Raw genomic sequence first — 15,310 nt, 5'->3', positions numbered from 1 at the left:
GGGGGACTGGGGGTGTCGTCAGACTCCCCCGGTGTATCTGCACATGCTCACTGTCAAAGAGCTTTCGGCTTGGCTCAACATCAAAGAATCCACACTCTACCTCTGGGCCTCACGGAACAAAATTCCGTGCCGTCGCATTCATGGCCTCGTCAGATTTGAACGAGAAGACATTCGGAAGTGGCTCGATGCCTTTGAATCGGCCACAGCAAGCCGCTTACCCGCCCTCAGACGCGACGATACCCGCGACCTAGACCATCTCATTGAAGCGGCGAAATCCGAGGTCTATACTCCCCGGCACGGGGAAACTAGACCGAAATCAGGCCTCATCCAGAAGGAGGATGCAGATGGGGCTGTTTAAGCGCAACAAAGTGTGGTGGATGACGTTTGTCTATCAGGGGCGGCAAATCCGGCGGAGTACCGAATGTACGGACCGCCGACTCGCAGAAGCGGTGCTCGGAAAGATCAAGGTCAAGTTGGTCGAAGGTCGCTATTTCGACCGGCTCGAAGAACAAGAACGGACCTTTGAAGAGATGGTCGAGCGTTACGTGGCTGAACGAGTCGTGGGAGCGAGCCGTCATGGCGAACGAAGGGCGCGAGGCGTCCTGGCTCACCTTCTACCGGTCTTTGGAAAGAAGACCTTGGTTCAGGTCACACCGAAGGAAATTGCCGCGTACAAGTGGAAACGGCAACAAGCGGGAGCCGCGCCAGCCACCATCGTGAAGGAATTGGCCTTGATGAAGACCGCCTTCAATATCGCCATTCGAGAGTGGGAATGGTGCCGTGATAATCCGGTCTGTCGCGTGTCGATGGGCAAGGTGAACAATGCCCGCGTCCGGTACTGCGATGACGAGACGTTGGCGAGGATTTACCAAGCCTGCCCGATATGGTTGCAACCGATCGTGATGCTGGCACGCTATACCGGCCTACGCCGGGAAAACGTGGTGTGTTTGCAGTGGGAGCAAGTCGATATGGCCCGGGGGCTCATCATTCTAGATCACACGAAGAACGGGGATCGTTTAGGCATCCCGCTGTGTGATCCTGCATTGAGGACCTTGGAAACCGTGAGACCATCCAGACCACTCGCAAGCGGCCCGGTGTTCCTGCAACACACGGAGGACAGGGAACCGGTGACGCCGGATATGGTCACGACGGCCTTTCGACGCGCCTGCGAGTCTGTAGGCGTGACGAACTTCCGCTTTCACGACCTGCGGCATACGTTCGCTTCTGCGCTGGTGCAGAAAGGCGTAGATCTGTATCGCGTACAGCGTTTACTGGGCCATCGCGACGGACGGATGACGCAACGCTATGCGCATCTGGCGCCGGAGAATTTGCGGGAAGCGGTGCAGGTGTTTAAGGACGACTATCACAAATTTAGCACAATGCCGGGGGTAGGTCCGACCCGGCTCGTGCTAACTGCCTGAAAAGGTTGGTGGTCCCAACGGGATTTGAACCCGTGTCTGAGCCTTGAGAGGGCTCCGTCCTAGGCCAAGCTAGACGATGGGACCGGAGAGTCGACTCATGCGGAAGCGGAAAGAGCAGGACTGTACCATAGCCGGTTTTACCTTTTCAAACGGCAAGTCACTGGGGCACGGACGCGCCAGTCGATACAAAAACCACCGCCCGTCGCGCAACCCCGGCTTGCAGCGTTTAGCGAATTGGCCTAAAGTGCGCCTATGCATCTGCTCTCTCTGGGTCCCAAGGAGTTCGTCGTTGCCGGCTTGCTTCCCACCTTTATGACTTTGGCTGGCTGCGGAGCCAGCTTCATGGAAGGGATGATCGCCCCACCCAATTCGAGCGCATGGACCAAGTGTGGCACTACCACGAAGGTGCATGTGAAGCCGCCGAAATCCACCATCACCGTATCGTATACCGAACCCACGACCGGGACGGACGGCAAACCGCTCACGAACCTCGCCCATACCACCATTTACTATAATGCCGGAGATGGGCCCGTGATCGCCAAGGTGGTCCCGGCCTCACATAAAACCGGGGGCGGCGCCGTCTCTCAGACCATTACGATTCCGCTAGCCAACCAGACGGAGCAAGACGTCACCGTCTGCGTGACAGCCACCGACTCAGACGAGCGTGAAGGCCCTGCGACTCCCTAGCCGATCCCACAACAGACTTGACAGCGCCCGACTAACGGCCTACCTTGCTCTCCACTTGCTCAGGGAAACAACGCTCGAATGCGTTGCTCAACCGGTCTTCTGATCGCCCTAGATCTCGACGCATGGACCTACGCAATCCTGACGCATCACACGCATCCCACCAGGCCGAGTCGGACCGCCACAAACACAGCCTGGAAATCCGGCTTGGCTCCAACATTTTCCGCAATACCAACGGCGTCATCCGCGTACAAGGCAAAGAGCAGCTGGTGCTGGAGCTCGCACCAGAACTGGATCGCATTCTCCTCACGATCGACCTGTACGACGGCAGCGGCAATCATGTTGCCCACCTGCGTCGCAATCGTTGGGCGTTCAACGACGGTAACCGCTTTTCCCTGAATACGAGCGATTCCCCGCCTACTCTCTTTCCCAACCTGCCTTGGCTTAAGGTGACGGATCAGGAAAGCGGCGAGACGGTGTTAGAAGCGGCGGTGGCACCGGGGGAGAAAATCCACGTGGCGACGGGAAAGTTCTACTCGCATCGCGGCCAACTCATCGAAATTACCTCGCACTTCTGCCGCATCGGCTCCACCCATACCCTGTTCGGCGACGTATTCGAGGCGCGCGGCGGCACCGCGGTGCTGGGGTGAGCCTCCCCCTAATCCCATGACGGACAGTCCGACTCCCAGCATCCAAGCCTTCCTGGTCTGCGACTCCGTCATCGAAGACAGCCTCACTAAGAAAAAATCCCTGATCGGTCTTTTCACGCACCTTCAGGCGATGAGCTTCCCCTTTCAGCACCAGCAACTCGGCCTCTACTTCTGCCTGACCGACGCCGAAGGCATCTACCATTTCGACATCGACCTGATGCACGTCAACACCGACCAACTGGTCTGTCGCGCCTCGCTTCCGGAGATTGTGGTCGGGGATCGGCTACAGATTGCTGATTTCGGCATCAATGTTCCGGCCTTGCTGTTCCCCCTGCCGGGGCGTTACGAATTTCGGCTGCGCATGAACGGCCGCGTGATCGCGCAAAAAGATTTCAACGTGATCCAGGTGACGCCCCCGGCCGGCATCTAGCCCGGGAAGCGCTCGGCAGATCTCGAAGGGGAACCGGACACGGTGGGCATGCAGAGCGGGTTCCGCAACGAGCGCGCGGCATCCGTCACCACCTCATGCGCGAGGAAGGATCGGGGCGATCAGCAGGCTGATTAAAACGCCGTGGCGTTGGCGAGGCAAGCCTCGACGTACGGCTCTTCGCCCCTGCGACAGGCCTGTGCCCGCTTATTCTTATCATCATACAAAGGCACAACCATTTCGCCGACGGTGGCGTAGCAGTCTTTCTTAAACGGCCCATCCAGGCTCCGGCACAGGGCCAGACCGGGATCCGGATTGGCATCAGTGAGAATGAAGTCCTTCACCGCGCCGATGAAGCATTGTTGGATCTGATCGCCTTGCCCCAGCCGACAGAGTTCGTTTACCCGAGCCGCATCACGCAACGTGTAGCCGCTGATATCGCGCCCCAGGCTTCGGTAACAAGTCGTCTGGTGCTCCCCTTCCACCCGGGCGCATTGCGTAAAGGCCTGGGCGAAATCGTAATTCAAAAACGTCAGCACCGCCGATGTCTGCATCAAGTAACAGGCCCGCAGGTATTTCTCCGTCAGAACCGAGCAGGGATACAACAGGTCCTGGGGATTCAGGAAACTGGTCGCCTCATGGTGATGATGCTCGCCGGCCGGTTGCACCCGGTGCGCCTGCTGGAAGGTGACGATGTTTTCCATGAACACCCCGCCATAGCAGGACTCTCGATCCCAGCTCCCCGGTAAGGCATCGCAGAACGCCAGACTCTTGAGCACGTCATAGCGAAACTGAATGGTGAGACCATGACCGAGACCATGCAAACAGTTGTACCGCTGAAACGAGTAGGCCGAAACCGTCTCACTGATGGGGCAGAGCGGCAGGATATGTTGGGGTCCCACATTGGAAAGGCTGCTGAGAAATGCTTGCAGCACACCGTGGTAACAGCCGGACCAAAAAACATCCCGGCAGTGCGAGAGCGCAGCCGGAGCCGTTCCGTAATGGGCAAACGAGCGCTGGCCGATGTGGTGCACGAGCGGATGGGCCTCGCGTAGTGCTTCGGGATCCTGTGTCGTGATCTGTTCCAGAGCGGTCAACGCCGACTCGGTCCCTTCGGACCGCAACACCGTTTCCAAATGCTGTTGGTAGCACTCCATCTTCGCCTCAAAAGGCTGGGGCCTACAGGTCTCGGGAGGGGCAGGCTCTCCTGCCTGAAGCCCTCCAACCCACACCATGCCGAGCAGCACCACCAATACCCGTGCGCTCCATTGACCACGCATCATCCGATCTCCCTTAAATTACATTCGGTCGGCTTACGAGGAACATTGATCGCAGACTGAGATTCTAAAATACCAGCTGAGATCGTTCCAGAAAAAACCTCCTCGCCACGGTGCCACCACGGCGCCCCCCTTCTCCCACCCCGTGGTTCTGTGATAGAACCATGCGCGTTTCATCATCGTGCCTCGGCGAAATCGCAACCACCATGTCGACCACACCAGAGCCTCCCACACGCTCCGACTTTATTCGCGAGATCGTCGCGGCCGACCGTGCTGCCGGCAAACACCATGGGCGGGTCGTCACCCGCTTTCCGCCGGAACCGAATGGGTATCTCCACATCGGCCATGCCAAGTCGATTTGCCTGAATTTCGGCATCGCCAATGAGCAGCCGGGCGGCGTGTGCCATCTCCGTATGGATGACACCAACCCGACGACTGAGGACCCTGAATACGTACAGGCGATTCAAGAAGATGTCCGCTGGCTTGGATTTGACTGGCATGACAAGATGTTTTTCGCATCCGATTATTTCGAGCGGCTGTATGAGTTTGCCGTCGGCCTCATCAAGAAAGGGCTCGCCTACGTCGACAGCCTGACGGCCGACGAGATGCGCCGCTACCGCGGAACCCTTACGGAACCGGGCCAGCCCAGCCCCCATCGCACACGCAGCATCGACGAGAACCTGGACCTCTTCAGCCGGATGAGAGCGGGGGAATTTCCCGACGGCGTCCATGTGCTGCGCGCCAAAATCGACATGGCCTCGCCGAACATCAATCTCCGCGATCCGGTGCTGTACCGTATCCGGCATGTGGCGCACTACCGGACCGGTACCACCTGGTGCATCTACCCCGCATACGATTTCGCGCATCCGCTCTCCGACGCCATCGAGGGCATCACCCATTCGATCTGCACCCTGGAGTTTGAAGACCATCGCCCGCTGTACGACTGGGTGATTGCCCAATGCGAGACTCCGCAGCGTCCCCAGCAGATTGAGTTCGCCCGGCTCAACGTGACATTCACGGTCATGAGCAAACGCAAATTGCTCGACCTGGTCGAACGCAAACTGGTGAACGGCTGGGATGATCCCCGCCTTCCGACACTCAAGGGACTCCGCCGCCGCGGCTTCACCCCTGAGGCGCTGCGTGCCTTTTGCGAGGCGATCGGCGTGGCAAAGCGGGATGCCATCGTCGAGATGCAGCTGCTCGAGCACTTTGTCCGCGAAGACTTGAATAAACGCGCCCCCCGTGTGATGGCCGTGCTGCGCCCCTTGCGCCTGGTGATCGAGAATTATCCCGAGGGGCAGGTCGAGCAGCTCGATGCCGTCAACAATCCTGAAGATCCGTCCGCGGGCACACGTCAGTTACCCTTCTCCCGCGTGCTTTATATCGACCAGGAAGATTTCAAAGAAGATCCGCCCAAGCAGTTCTTTCGCCTTGCACCAGGCCGCGAGGTGCGATTGCGGTATGCCTACATCATCACCTGTGTCGGCGTCGTGAAGGACCCGGCCACCGGGGAGGTCACCGAACTCCGCTGCACCTATGATCCCGAGACGAAAAGCGGCGGAGCGCAGGCGCAACGGAAAGTGAAGGCCACGATCCACTGGGTGTCGGCCAGCCATGCCGTCGACGCGGAAATACGGCTCTATGAAAGTCTCATGCTCACGGATCCGGCCAAGATCCCAGCCGATCAGGATTGGACGCAACACCTGAATCCTCGTTCGCTGGAACGGCTGCCGGCTTGCAAAGTGGAACCCAGCCTGGCCTCGATCACTCCCGGCACCAGCGTCCAGTTCGAACGCGTCGGCTACTTCTGTGCCGATCCCGACTCATCTCCCGCCAAGTTGGTCTTCAACCGGACCGTCACGCTCAAAGACGCCTGGGCGAAGATCGAAAAATCCCAACCCTCACGCTGACGCCTTCCAGTCACCCGCCAAGTCCGCTTCAGCCCCACTCAAGGTGGGAGCAGTCCAGACTTCGGCAACCTTGCGCCTGCCCCCATTGATGCAGGAAAATCCCGTCTCACCAATCGAGCCCAACACAGACCGAAGGAGCCAAGAGGATGAGCACGAGACCAGAGCGCGACGAGTATCAGGCGAATAGCCCCTCATTCCACGATCGCCTGTCCATGCTCAAGGCGGCGATCCCCGTGGCAGTCCCCGCGGCACAGGCGCTGCTCACAAGCATATATCACTCTACTCGCCGGCTGCACGACGAGCTGCAGCGCATCGACACTGCACCGCTCCTGCCGCGATCCATCGTCAGCCGGGTCCGCTGCTTCGATTGCGGCGCCACGAACATGGACTCGTTTCATACGTCATCACAAGGCGGCTACAATCTCTGTCCAAGCTGCTTCCAGCATCGTCTTCGCACCGGCCGCGCAAAAACTGCGCATTGACCGCCACCGCCGGAGCCGAAACGCGCCCCCCATGCAGCCTCCAGACTCTCGAGCGCCTCGGCGGAAGACCATTCTGCGCTGCCTTCTAGCCCCGAACCGCCCGCACACCGTATACTGCAGGCTTTACCGTCCCAAGAGAGGTACGTCAGGGTTATGGCCCCGAACATTCTATTGAGCTGCGAATCGATCAGTAAAAGTTATGGCGTGCGAGCCTTGTTTGCCAACCTGACCCTGGCGCTCTTCGAGGGCGACCATGTCGGGTTGATCGGCCCGAACGGGTCCGGCAAGTCGACGCTGCTGAAAATTCTGGCCGGGCTTGAGCCTCCGGATGACGGCACTCGCACCCTGCGCGGCCATACACGGGTCGGATATGTCCCTCAGGAACCGAGTTTCCCCGCCGGCTTCAGCATCGAGCAAGTCTTGCAACAGACCCTCACCGACGCAGGGCGTGATCCTCACGAAGAAGGGGGCCGGATCGCTCGAGCCCTGAGCATCGGCACCTTTCCCGATCCGGAACAGAGCATCGATACCCTCTCCGGAGGCTGGCGCAAGCGATTGGCCATCACCCAGGCGTTGCTGCTCGAACCGGATGTGCTGCTCATGGACGAGCCGACCAACCATTTGGATGTCGAGGGCATTCTTTGGCTGGAGCGACTGCTGAAGAATCGCGCCAAGGCCTTTCTCGTCATCAGTCACGACCGCCGCTTTTTAGAGTCGATCGCCACACGCATGGTGGAACTCAATCGTTGTTATCCCGAAGGGCGCTTTGAAGCCAAAGGTCGATACAGCGACTTTCTGGAACAACGGGATGCCGCGCTCCAGGCGCAGGCGGACTATCAATCATCGTTGGCCAACCGTGTGCGGCGAGAAGTGGAATGGTTGCGGCGCGGCCCCAAGGCTCGCACGACCAAAGCCAAGGGTCGGATTCAATCTGCGGGGAAACTCATTGATGAACTGGACCAGGTCGAGGCCCGCGCGGCGCAGTCAACCATCGGCATCGACTTTGCCGCCTCCGGCCGAAAATCCAAACAACTTCTGGTGGCGAAACAGGTCACGAAAAGCTTTCAAGGCAGGCCGGTCGTCTCAAATCTTGACCTGCTCCTCGGCCCCGGCCAGCGACTCGGCCTCCTCGGTCCCAACGGCAGCGGCAAAACCACGCTCCTCCGCCTACTGGCGGGCACACTGGAGCCTGATGCGGGCACGATCATGCGTGCCGACGGGCTGCGCATCGTCTCGTTCGAACAACACCGGGAGTCGCTGGACCAAGCTGCCAGTCTCCGCCGTGCACTGGCCCCGACCGGTGATGCGGTCATCTATCAAGGCCGCTCCGTCCATCTGGCGTCGTGGGCGAAACGTTTTCTCTTTCGCCCTGAACAGCTTGACCTACCGGTCTCGCGACTCTCCGGAGGCGAACAGGCACGGCTGCTGATTGCCCAACTGATGTTGCAACCGGCAGACCTACTGATTCTCGACGAACCGACCAATGATTTGGATATTCCAACACTCGATGTGCTGGAAGACAGTTTGCTCGAATTTCCCGGGGCGTTGGTGCTGGTCACCCATGATCGCTGGTTGCTGGATCGCGTCTCAACCATGCTGCTGGCTCTGGACGGCACCGGCCGCGTTGAATGGTTTGCCGACTACGCCCAATGGGAAAGCGCGCAAGAACGGGTCGCCGAGTCGGAAACGAGCGCGAACAAGGAGACCACCGCGTCCGCCACGACCGACGAAGGGGCCGGAACTACCACGATTCGCAAGCCCAAGAAACTGAGCTATCGCGAACAGAAGGAATGGGGCGCGATCGAAGACAGTATTCTGAAAGCCGAAGAGCTGGTCGCGAACTGCCAGGATGCCCTTCAGGATCCGGCGGTGGTGTCGAATGCCGCAGAGTTACAGGCGCGGAGCGAAGCCTTGGTGGCAGCGCAGGCTGAAGTGGAGCGCCTCTACGCCCGCTGGGCCGAATTGGATGAGAAACGCGCGCAGACCGTGCAGAGTTCGTGACAGGGGGATTTGGCTGGGGGACTAGGAATCGAACCTAGGTAGCCAGCTCCAAAGGCTGGCGTCCTACCGCTAGACGATCCCCCAGCGCGGTACGGAACCGAGACGTCGAGCTGAAGAGCAAGGCAGGGAAAAGATTTTGGCTGGGGGACTAGGAATCGAACCTAGGTAGTCAGATCCAGAGACTGACGTCCTACCGCTAGACGATCCCCCAACCGGTCCACACAGTAATATAAGCCTCTCCATTGCGTCAAGATCGAGCGCGATTCTTGAGTAGCCCATCAGGATTTAGAAGCCTGCTCGATCGCTTTGCGCAAACGAATCAACGTACGTTCCCGGCCGAGAACCTCCATCACTTCAAACAGGCCCGGGCTTGCCGTTCGGCCGGTCAGGGCAACTCGCACAGGCTGGGCCAACTGCCCCATTTTAATGCCCGCTTCCTCGACCAACTTTTTGAACGCCTCTTCCCATTCCTGCTTGGAGAAGGCAGGCAACGCCTCAAAGCGTTCCACCAACCTGAGCAGCATCGGAGCCTGGGCCGCAGTGAGAAACTTCTTCGCCGCCTCCTCATCAAACGACACCGCTTCGCCGAAGTAGGGCTTTACCCAATGAACCATCTCAACCAACGTCTTGGTCCGCTCTTTCACCAAGACCACCAGTTGCGCAAGCCATTCAGTGGACACAGCGCGAACTTCATCCTTGAGACCGGCCTCTTCCAATAGGGGCACAAGTGCCTGGGCGATCTGCTCCGGAGGATTGGTCTTGAGGTACTCGGCATTGAGCCACAACAGCTTGTCGGGGTTGAAGACAGCGGGAGAAGTCTGGACATTCTTCCAGGAGAATTTTTCGATCAGCTCTTCTCGCGAAAAGAGCTCTTGATCTCCATGCGACCACCCGAGGCGAACCAGATAGTTGACCATGGCCTCCGGCAGGTAACCCATGTCCTTATAGGCCATGATCGACGTCGCGCCATGACGTTTCGAGAGCCGCGTCTTGTCCGACCCGAGAATCATCGGTAAATGTCCGAAGCGCGGCAGCGGGAACCCGAGGGCCTGAAAAATAGGAATCTGGCGCGGCGTATTCGTAAGATGGTCGTCCCCCCGCACCACATGCGTAATGCCCATCAGCGCGTCGTCCACCACCACGGAAAAGTTGTAGGTGGGAAAGCCGTTTGATCTCAGAATGATGACGTCATCCAGAATTTGATTGTCGAACACCACCCGCCCCTTGATGAGGTCCTCGACAACCGTCTGACCGTCCTGCGGTGCCTTGAACCGGAGCGCCGCGTCACCGGGTGGCTTGGACAGGCCCAGATTCCGGCAACGGCCGTCGTATCGGGGCGATCCGCCCTTGGCTTCCGCTTCTTTTCGGCGCACCTCCAGCTCCTCCGGCCTGCACACGCACCAATAGGCATGGCCCTGCTCAAACAACCGAAAGGCATGACTTCGATAGAGATCCATGCGGTCGGTCTGACGAAAGGGACCTTCATCCCAATCCAGCTTGACCCAGCGCATGCCATCGAGAATAGCTTGGATCGATGCGTCGGTCGACCGATCCTGGTCGGTATCTTCAATCCGAAGAATAAACACGCCGTTCTGTTGCCGAGCAAACAGCCAGTTGAACAAGGCCGTCCGCACCCCGCCGATATGGAGGAAGCCGGTCGGACTGGGCGCAAATCGAACCCTGACCTGACTCATCGCGTCACCGTAGTGTGTGTGGAAGAATGTAACGGGGGGCTATCTATAACATGGCACCGAAACGATGTACAGAACGGGGCAGTTCCATTCTGAATCCGATTTTGCTAAGAACAGTCCATGGCTGAACCAACACAACTTGCTGAAGTCGTCTCGCTCACCGCGTTGACACCCCATACCACAGAACTCGTGCTCCGCCCGATTGAGTTCCCCCTGGCGTTTCAACCCGGCCAGTGGATCTCCCTCCAATTGCCGGTCGGAGACCATCCACCACTGAATCGCGCCTATTCGCTGGCCGAGCCTCCGTCACCCCACGGGCATCTGACACTCGTCTTTGACCATGTTCCAGGGGGGAAAGGCTCAGGCTATCTCTCGTCGCGTAAGCCAGGCGATCGCATCCCGCTCTCAGGCCCCTATGGCCACTTCATACTTCCCGAGACGGAGGCGCAGCACCTATTGTTGATCGGCCGGTATTCGGGCCTTGTCCCGCTCCGCTGTATGGTCCGTGCGCTTGCTGGACACAACACCCTGCGCAAGACAACCCTGATTGCCCATGCGCCGACCACTAGCGAACAGCTGTACCACGAAGAGTTCACGGCGCTGGCCGCGAGGCACTCACATTTTCACTATCTGCCGTTTGTGAGCGAGGCCCCGGAGGGCCATGCAGGGACGGTAGAGGCGATCAAACAACTCGCCGGAAACGGGCGCCGCGTCACACCAATGATCGCAGGGATCAAGGCTTTTGCGCGCCCGCTCCGGAGCCTCTTCATGGAACTAGGATTCGATCGGCGGGAGGTGAAACTCGAAACGTACGACTGACGCCTCGGCAGACCTCTGCCTCCTCGATCAGTGGCCTTCTTTCGCCAGATTCTTATTGATGGCGGGAATTTCCACAATCACATCCATCGATCCGTTCGGGACACACTGACAGCCCAGGCGCGATTGCAGCGTCGTGACGGGGGCTTCGTCTAATTGATCGAACTCATCGTCCGTGCCCTCATTGCAGGTCTCTAGACCCTTCTTCACCATGACATGACAGGTGGAGCAGGCGCAGACCCCCCCGCACACATGCTCAAGATCGATGTCGTTCCCCATGGCGATATCCAGAATGCTACCCGGCAGTCCTGTCGGTCCGTAGGGAATCTTGTCCGGGAGCACTTCCACCTTCTTTTCGCTCTTGTCCGGAAAAATAAAGGTCACGGTATAACGTTTCGACGGCAATTCGACATCGGCTTTTTCGATGTAGGGATTGGTTCCACCCATGTTGCGTAACCCCTTCTGTGATTCAACCAGTGATGCGAGGTCTGGCGTACCAGCACTCAACGGCTTGTGAAGCACAATGCTTGTGCGTTCTTGGTCTTTTCAACCCTTGACAGGTCAAAAGATCACATGATAACTTTTGTACGACTCATTTGATCGGAGATCATTATAGTCTCCGATCTGAAAGATCGGCAATAGGTCATGTTGAAATTATCCAAGAAAGCAGACTACGGGCTCATGGCCCTTCAACACATTGCTTCGAATCAATACGGCGATGTGGCTCATGCCCGGGTGGTGAACACCAAAGAGATCGCCGAGGAATATCATATTCCGGTCGAGTTACTGGCAAAAGTCCTTCAAACCCTCTCCAAGAGCGGCATCATCGAAAGCCACAACGGCCCCAAGGGTGGCTACCTCCTCGGCAAAAATCCCCGTGAGATCACGATCGCCCGCGTACTCGAAAGCCTGGAGGGGCCGCTCGGGATTATGGATTGCGCCCATGAGAAAAACGGCGACGCCTGCATGCAGCGCGAACACTGTAACATCAGGACCCCGCTTCTGAAAATTCAGAGCAGCATCTATCAGCTTCTGAACAGCATGACATTGCAAGATATGCTGGGGGGCACCCCTCTCATCACCATTCAATCCGTCGCGACGGAACAACAAGGAGTCGAGCGATGAAGTTCCCGATCTACCTGGATAACCATGCGACCACCCCGATGGACCCTCGGGTGTTGGAATCAATGCTGCCCTATTTCATAGAAAAGTTCGGGAACGCCGCCAGCCGGAACCACGCGTTCGGATGGGAGGCTGAAGAGGGTGTGGAAACCGCGCGTAAACAGATCGCCAAGTTGATTCATGCGGACGCCAAAGAAATCGTCTTCACGAGTGGCGCCACCGAATCCAACAACCTAGCCCTCAAAGGCGTGGTGGAGATGTACCACGAGAAGGGCGACCACATCATCACCTCGTCGACCGAACATCGCGCGGTGCTGGATACGGCCAAAACGCTGGAAGCCAAGCGCGGCGTCAAGGTGACCTACCTCCCCGTCGACAAGTTCGGCATGGTGAATCCGGAGGACGTCCGGAACGCGATCACCGACAAGACCATTCTCATATCCGTCATGTTCGCGAATAACGAAATCGGAACGATCAACCCAATTAAGGAAATCGGAAAGATCGCAAAAGAAAAGGGCATCCTCTTCCACTGCGATGCGACGCAGGGCGTGGGAAAGGTCCCGGTCGACGTGCAGGACATGGGCATCGACCTGATGTCCTTCAGCGCGCATAAGATTTATGGGCCTAAGGGCGTCGGCGCGCTCTACGTCAGAAAAAAGAATCCTCGGGTGCGTATCGCCGCTCAAATGGATGGCGGCGGACATGAACGCGGCATGCGGTCAGGAACGCTCCCGGTGCCTTTGATCGTGGGGTTCGGGAAGGCTTGTGAACTGTGCGAACAGGAAATGGGGGCCGACGCGACGCGACTCTCCGCCATGCGTGACCGGCTACATGCAACCATTACCAACGCGCTTGAGGAGGTCTACTTGAACGGTCATCCGACGGAACGCCTCCCGCACAACCTGAACATTTCGTTTGCCTATGTCGAGGGAGAGTCGTTGCTGATGGGCTGTAAAGAAATCGCCCTCTCTTCCGGCTCGGCCTGCACATCGGCGACACTGGAACCGTCCTATGTCTTGCGCGCCTTGGGAGTCGGAGCGGAACTAGCGCACTCCTCTATCAGGTTCGGACTGGGACGTTTCACCCTCGACGAGGAAGTTGACTATGCCGCGAAGAAGATTATCGAAACCGTGACCAAGCTGCGCGAAATGTCGCCGCTCTATGAAATGGCCAAAGAAGGCATCGACCTGAAAACCGTGCAATGGGCAGCGCATTAATCTGAAACCATCACCATTCTGACTGATATTTTCCGGAGGACACCATGGCCTACAGCGAAAAAGTCGTCGACCATTTCAACAATCCCCGCAATATGGGCAGCTTCAAGAAGGAAGAAGACGGAGTCGGTACAGGTATCGTGGGCGCCCCCGAGTGCGGCGATGTCATGAAGCTCCAAATCAAGGTGCAAAACGACACGATTGTGGACGCGAAGTTCAAAACCTTCGGATGCGGTTCCGCGATCGCCAGTTCCAGCCTGGCCACCGAGTGGCTGAAAGGCAAAACGGTGGAGGAAGCCGGCAAGATCAAGAACACCGATATCGTCCAGGAACTCAATCTGCCCCCGGTGAAAATCCACTGTTCGGTATTGGCAGAGGATGCCATTAAGGCGGCCCTCGCCGACTATCAAAAGAAAGCCGAATCGAAGTAATCGACAGGAAGGAGCGCACTATGGATGTCACCACGAATACCGATGCCCAAGCCCCGGTGATTACGCTGAGCGATGCCGCCCTCAAGGAAGTGAAACGCCTCATCAATGTCCAAGGCATTGATGAAGGGGGCCTCCGCCTGGGCGTCAAAGGCGGCGGCTGTTCCGGACTGAGCTACACCATCAACTTCGATGAAAAAATCGGCCAGTACGACCAGGTGTACGAATTCGACGGCGTGAAGGTCATCGTGGATGCCAAAAGCGCCATCTATCTGCAAGGGACTCAATTGGACTTCCAGAAAGACCTGATGGGCGGGAATTTCAAATTCGTCAACCCCAACGCCAACAAGACCTGCGGCTGCGGAGAATCCTTCTCGGCTTAAGCGAGCAAACGCAGATGGACGAACATACTCATAACACCGGAGACCGGCGCGAACTCCGAATGGCTCGCAGCATGTGCTGGCATTGCCAATCCGAAATGGCGGGGGAATATTTTTGCGACCGATGCGTCAAGGTACAACCGGTCTCGAAAGATCTCGACTATTTCACCTGCTTTGGGCTACCCCGGCGCTTGGTCATCGACACGAACGTCTTGGAAACCAAGTTCTACGAATTGAGCCGCGCTTTTCACCCTGATTTTTACCAAAACAAGAGCGATGCAGAGCAGACGATCAGCCTCGGAAACTCGGCGATGCTCAACACCGCGTACCGCACTCTGCGAGATCCGATTCAACGCGCCGAATATCTGCTGGACCTTGAGGCCGGTGCGGTGAAGGATATCCGAACCACGCCCCCCGCCGACCTGTTTGAGGAAATCCTCGAATTGCAGGATACGCTCGACGAATTTCGGGGGAGCGATCGCGCCTCTGCACATGCGTCTACACTCCGGACTAAACTCCACGCTGATCGGACAGCACTGGAACAACGCCAACGTGAGATGGAAGCCCAACTCCTTCAGCTGTTCGGCCGGTGGGATGCACTACAGGACCGCGGCGAAGCCACTGAGCAAGTCAGAGCCGAGCGTAACCACTTACTCAAAGACATGCGCAACATCCTGTCCAACCGTACCTATGTCAAAAATATCGTGAACGACCTCGTCGAAACCATCGCCTAACCACCAATGAACCACCAGCATGGCGCACACAGCACACTCCAGAGACGTACGCATGAGACTGGTTGGAAGAGAG

17 protein-coding genes and 3 tRNA genes are annotated in these 15,310 nt (G+C 58.0%); 14 read left to right on the top strand and 6 right to left on the bottom strand.

Annotated features, from left to right (window positions below):
• Together KJA79_RS07370 and KJA79_RS07365 are read left to right on the top strand one after the other, a co-directional pair.
• The coding region (locus KJA79_RS07370) for a helix-turn-helix domain-containing protein (protein WP_246507479.1) at positions 1 to 358 on the top strand (358 nt) is incomplete at its 5' end.
• A complete protein-coding gene (locus tag KJA79_RS07365; protein ID WP_213041321.1) occupies positions 345 to 1,421 on the top strand; it encodes a tyrosine-type recombinase/integrase in 1,077 nt (358 codons plus the stop codon). The genes KJA79_RS07370 and KJA79_RS07365, both read left to right, overlap by 14 nt.
• 6 nt (positions 1,422 to 1,427) lie before the next feature.
• Here KJA79_RS07365 and KJA79_RS07360 read toward each other — a convergent pair.
• Positions 1,428 to 1,505, bottom strand: a tRNA-Glu gene (locus KJA79_RS07360).
• 168 nt (positions 1,506 to 1,673) lie between these two features.
• Between KJA79_RS07360 and KJA79_RS07355 the strand changes: the two genes are divergently transcribed.
• The 3 genes from KJA79_RS07355 to KJA79_RS07345 all read left to right on the top strand — a co-directional run bounded on the left by KJA79_RS07355 (position 1,674) and on the right by KJA79_RS07345 (position 3,185).
• On the top strand, positions 1,674 to 2,108 hold the full coding sequence (locus KJA79_RS07355; RefSeq protein ID WP_213041320.1) for a hypothetical protein: 435 nt from the start codon (positions 1,674 to 1,676) through the stop codon (positions 2,106 to 2,108).
• Between the two features lie 122 nt (positions 2,109 to 2,230).
• A complete protein-coding gene (locus KJA79_RS07350) occupies positions 2,231 to 2,755 on the top strand; it encodes a hypothetical protein (protein ID WP_213041319.1) in 525 nt (174 codons plus the stop codon).
• Between the two features lie 16 nt (positions 2,756 to 2,771).
• Entirely contained in the window at positions 2,772 to 3,185 is a 414-nt protein-coding gene (locus tag KJA79_RS07345; protein WP_213041318.1) for a DUF6941 family protein, read from the top strand.
• Between the two features lie 131 nt (positions 3,186 to 3,316).
• On the opposite strand, the gene KJA79_RS07340 is transcribed toward KJA79_RS07345, so the two are convergent.
• Entirely contained in the window at positions 3,317 to 4,465 is a 1,149-nt protein-coding gene (locus tag KJA79_RS07340; protein ID WP_213041317.1) for a hypothetical protein, read from the bottom strand.
• Between the two features lie 200 nt (positions 4,466 to 4,665).
• Here KJA79_RS07340 and KJA79_RS07335 point away from each other — a divergent pair, with 200 nt between their 5' ends.
• The 3 genes from KJA79_RS07335 (at position 4,666) to KJA79_RS07325 (ending at position 8,852) form a co-directional block, all read left to right on the top strand.
• A complete protein-coding gene (locus KJA79_RS07335; RefSeq protein WP_213041316.1) occupies positions 4,666 to 6,369 on the top strand; it encodes a glutamine--tRNA ligase/YqeY domain fusion protein in 1,704 nt (567 codons plus the stop codon).
• Positions 6,370 to 6,515: 146 nt separating this feature from the next.
• On the top strand, positions 6,516 to 6,851 hold the full coding sequence (locus KJA79_RS07330) for a hypothetical protein (RefSeq protein WP_213041315.1): 336 nt from the start codon (positions 6,516 to 6,518) through the stop codon (positions 6,849 to 6,851).
• 153 nt (positions 6,852 to 7,004) lie between these two features.
• Positions 7,005 to 8,852 (top strand): ABC-F family ATP-binding cassette domain-containing protein, encoded by a 1,848-nt coding sequence (locus tag KJA79_RS07325; protein WP_213041314.1) that lies wholly within the window; start codon positions 7,005 to 7,007, stop codon positions 8,850 to 8,852.
• Between the two features lie 10 nt (positions 8,853 to 8,862).
• On the opposite strand, the gene KJA79_RS07320 is transcribed toward KJA79_RS07325, so the two are convergent.
• The 3 genes from KJA79_RS07320 to gltX all read right to left on the bottom strand — a co-directional run bounded on the left by KJA79_RS07320 (position 8,863) and on the right by gltX (position 10,546).
• Positions 8,863 to 8,936 (bottom strand) — tRNA-Gln (locus tag KJA79_RS07320).
• 53 nt (positions 8,937 to 8,989) lie between these two features.
• Positions 8,990 to 9,063, bottom strand: a tRNA-Gln gene (locus KJA79_RS07315).
• Between the two features lie 67 nt (positions 9,064 to 9,130).
• A complete protein-coding gene (gltX, locus tag KJA79_RS07310) occupies positions 9,131 to 10,546 on the bottom strand; it encodes a glutamate--tRNA ligase (RefSeq protein WP_213041313.1) in 1,416 nt (471 codons plus the stop codon).
• A 117-nt stretch (positions 10,547 to 10,663) separates the two neighbouring features.
• Here gltX and KJA79_RS07305 point away from each other — a divergent pair, with 117 nt between their 5' ends.
• Positions 10,664 to 11,362, top strand: a complete 699-nt coding sequence (locus KJA79_RS07305; protein WP_213041312.1) for a ferredoxin--NADP reductase — start codon at positions 10,664 to 10,666, stop codon at positions 11,360 to 11,362.
• Between the two features lie 27 nt (positions 11,363 to 11,389).
• Here the strand turns inward: KJA79_RS07305 and KJA79_RS07300 are convergent, their stop codons facing one another.
• Positions 11,390 to 11,806, bottom strand: coding sequence for a 2Fe-2S iron-sulfur cluster-binding protein (locus KJA79_RS07300; RefSeq protein WP_213041311.1), 417 nt, complete (start codon positions 11,804 to 11,806; stop codon positions 11,390 to 11,392).
• Between the two features lie 198 nt (positions 11,807 to 12,004).
• Here KJA79_RS07300 and KJA79_RS07295 point away from each other — a divergent pair, with 198 nt between their 5' ends.
• From KJA79_RS07295 to hscB, 5 genes are read left to right on the top strand one after another with little or no spacing between them, the layout of a single operon-like run.
• Positions 12,005 to 12,484, top strand: a complete 480-nt coding sequence (locus tag KJA79_RS07295) for an RrF2 family transcriptional regulator (RefSeq protein WP_213041310.1) — start codon at positions 12,005 to 12,007, stop codon at positions 12,482 to 12,484.
• Complete coding sequence (locus KJA79_RS07290) at positions 12,481 to 13,698, top strand: IscS subfamily cysteine desulfurase (protein ID WP_213041309.1); 1,218 nt, start codon at positions 12,481 to 12,483, stop codon at positions 13,696 to 13,698. Before KJA79_RS07295 ends, KJA79_RS07290 begins: the two co-directional genes overlap by 4 nt.
• A 44-nt stretch (positions 13,699 to 13,742) precedes the next feature.
• The gene (iscU, locus tag KJA79_RS07285; RefSeq protein WP_213041308.1) at positions 13,743 to 14,126 is read left to right on the top strand and encodes a Fe-S cluster assembly scaffold IscU; all 384 of its coding nucleotides are present in this window, start codon (positions 13,743 to 13,745) and stop codon (positions 14,124 to 14,126) included.
• A gap of 20 nt (positions 14,127 to 14,146) precedes the next feature.
• The gene (locus tag KJA79_RS07280; RefSeq protein WP_213041307.1) at positions 14,147 to 14,506 is read left to right on the top strand and encodes a HesB/IscA family protein; all 360 of its coding nucleotides are present in this window, start codon (positions 14,147 to 14,149) and stop codon (positions 14,504 to 14,506) included.
• A gap of 14 nt (positions 14,507 to 14,520) precedes the next feature.
• Positions 14,521 to 15,237 carry a Fe-S protein assembly co-chaperone HscB gene (gene hscB / locus KJA79_RS07275; RefSeq protein WP_213041306.1) on the top strand — a complete coding sequence of 239 codons (717 nt, stop codon included), beginning with the start codon at positions 14,521 to 14,523 and terminating at the stop codon, positions 15,235 to 15,237.
• The last annotated feature ends 73 nt before the right edge of the window (positions 15,238 to 15,310 follow it).

It is taken from the genome of Nitrospira defluvii (assembly GCF_905220995.1).
Lineage (GTDB): Bacteria > Nitrospirota > Nitrospiria > Nitrospirales > Nitrospiraceae > Nitrospira_A > Nitrospira_A defluvii_C.
The sequence above is the reverse complement of the archived record's forward strand: the minus strand, read 5'-3'. Positions and strand labels throughout refer to the sequence as shown.

What these genes read in the sequence shown, in the direction of transcription:
- KJA79_RS07365 (WP_213041321.1), top strand. Translation starts at nt 345, where the DNA reads ATGGGGCTGTTTAAGCGCAACAAAGTGTGGTGGATGACGTTTGTCTAT.
- KJA79_RS07355 (WP_213041320.1), top strand. Translation starts at nt 1,674, where the DNA reads ATGCATCTGCTCTCTCTGGGTCCCAAGGAGTTCGTCGTTGCCGGCTTG.
- KJA79_RS07350 (WP_213041319.1), top strand. Translation starts at nt 2,231, where the DNA reads ATGGACCTACGCAATCCTGACGCATCACACGCATCCCACCAGGCCGAG.
- KJA79_RS07345 (WP_213041318.1), top strand. Translation starts at nt 2,772, where the DNA reads ATGACGGACAGTCCGACTCCCAGCATCCAAGCCTTCCTGGTCTGCGAC.
- KJA79_RS07340 (WP_213041317.1), bottom strand. Translation starts at nt 4,465, where the DNA reads ATGATGCGTGGTCAATGGAGCGCACGGGTATTGGTGGTGCTGCTCGGC.
- KJA79_RS07335 (WP_213041316.1), top strand. Translation starts at nt 4,666, where the DNA reads ATGTCGACCACACCAGAGCCTCCCACACGCTCCGACTTTATTCGCGAG.
- KJA79_RS07330 (WP_213041315.1), top strand. Translation starts at nt 6,516, where the DNA reads ATGAGCACGAGACCAGAGCGCGACGAGTATCAGGCGAATAGCCCCTCA.
- KJA79_RS07325 (WP_213041314.1), top strand. Translation starts at nt 7,005, where the DNA reads ATGGCCCCGAACATTCTATTGAGCTGCGAATCGATCAGTAAAAGTTAT.
- gltX (WP_213041313.1), bottom strand. Translation starts at nt 10,546, where the DNA reads ATGAGTCAGGTCAGGGTTCGATTTGCGCCCAGTCCGACCGGCTTCCTC.
- KJA79_RS07305 (WP_213041312.1), top strand. Translation starts at nt 10,664, where the DNA reads ATGGCTGAACCAACACAACTTGCTGAAGTCGTCTCGCTCACCGCGTTG.
- KJA79_RS07300 (WP_213041311.1), bottom strand. Translation starts at nt 11,806, where the DNA reads ATGGGTGGAACCAATCCCTACATCGAAAAAGCCGATGTCGAATTGCCG.
- KJA79_RS07295 (WP_213041310.1), top strand. Translation starts at nt 12,005, where the DNA reads ATGTTGAAATTATCCAAGAAAGCAGACTACGGGCTCATGGCCCTTCAA.
- KJA79_RS07290 (WP_213041309.1), top strand. Translation starts at nt 12,481, where the DNA reads ATGAAGTTCCCGATCTACCTGGATAACCATGCGACCACCCCGATGGAC.
- iscU (WP_213041308.1), top strand. Translation starts at nt 13,743, where the DNA reads ATGGCCTACAGCGAAAAAGTCGTCGACCATTTCAACAATCCCCGCAAT.
- KJA79_RS07280 (WP_213041307.1), top strand. Translation starts at nt 14,147, where the DNA reads ATGGATGTCACCACGAATACCGATGCCCAAGCCCCGGTGATTACGCTG.
- hscB (WP_213041306.1), top strand. Translation starts at nt 14,521, where the DNA reads ATGGACGAACATACTCATAACACCGGAGACCGGCGCGAACTCCGAATG.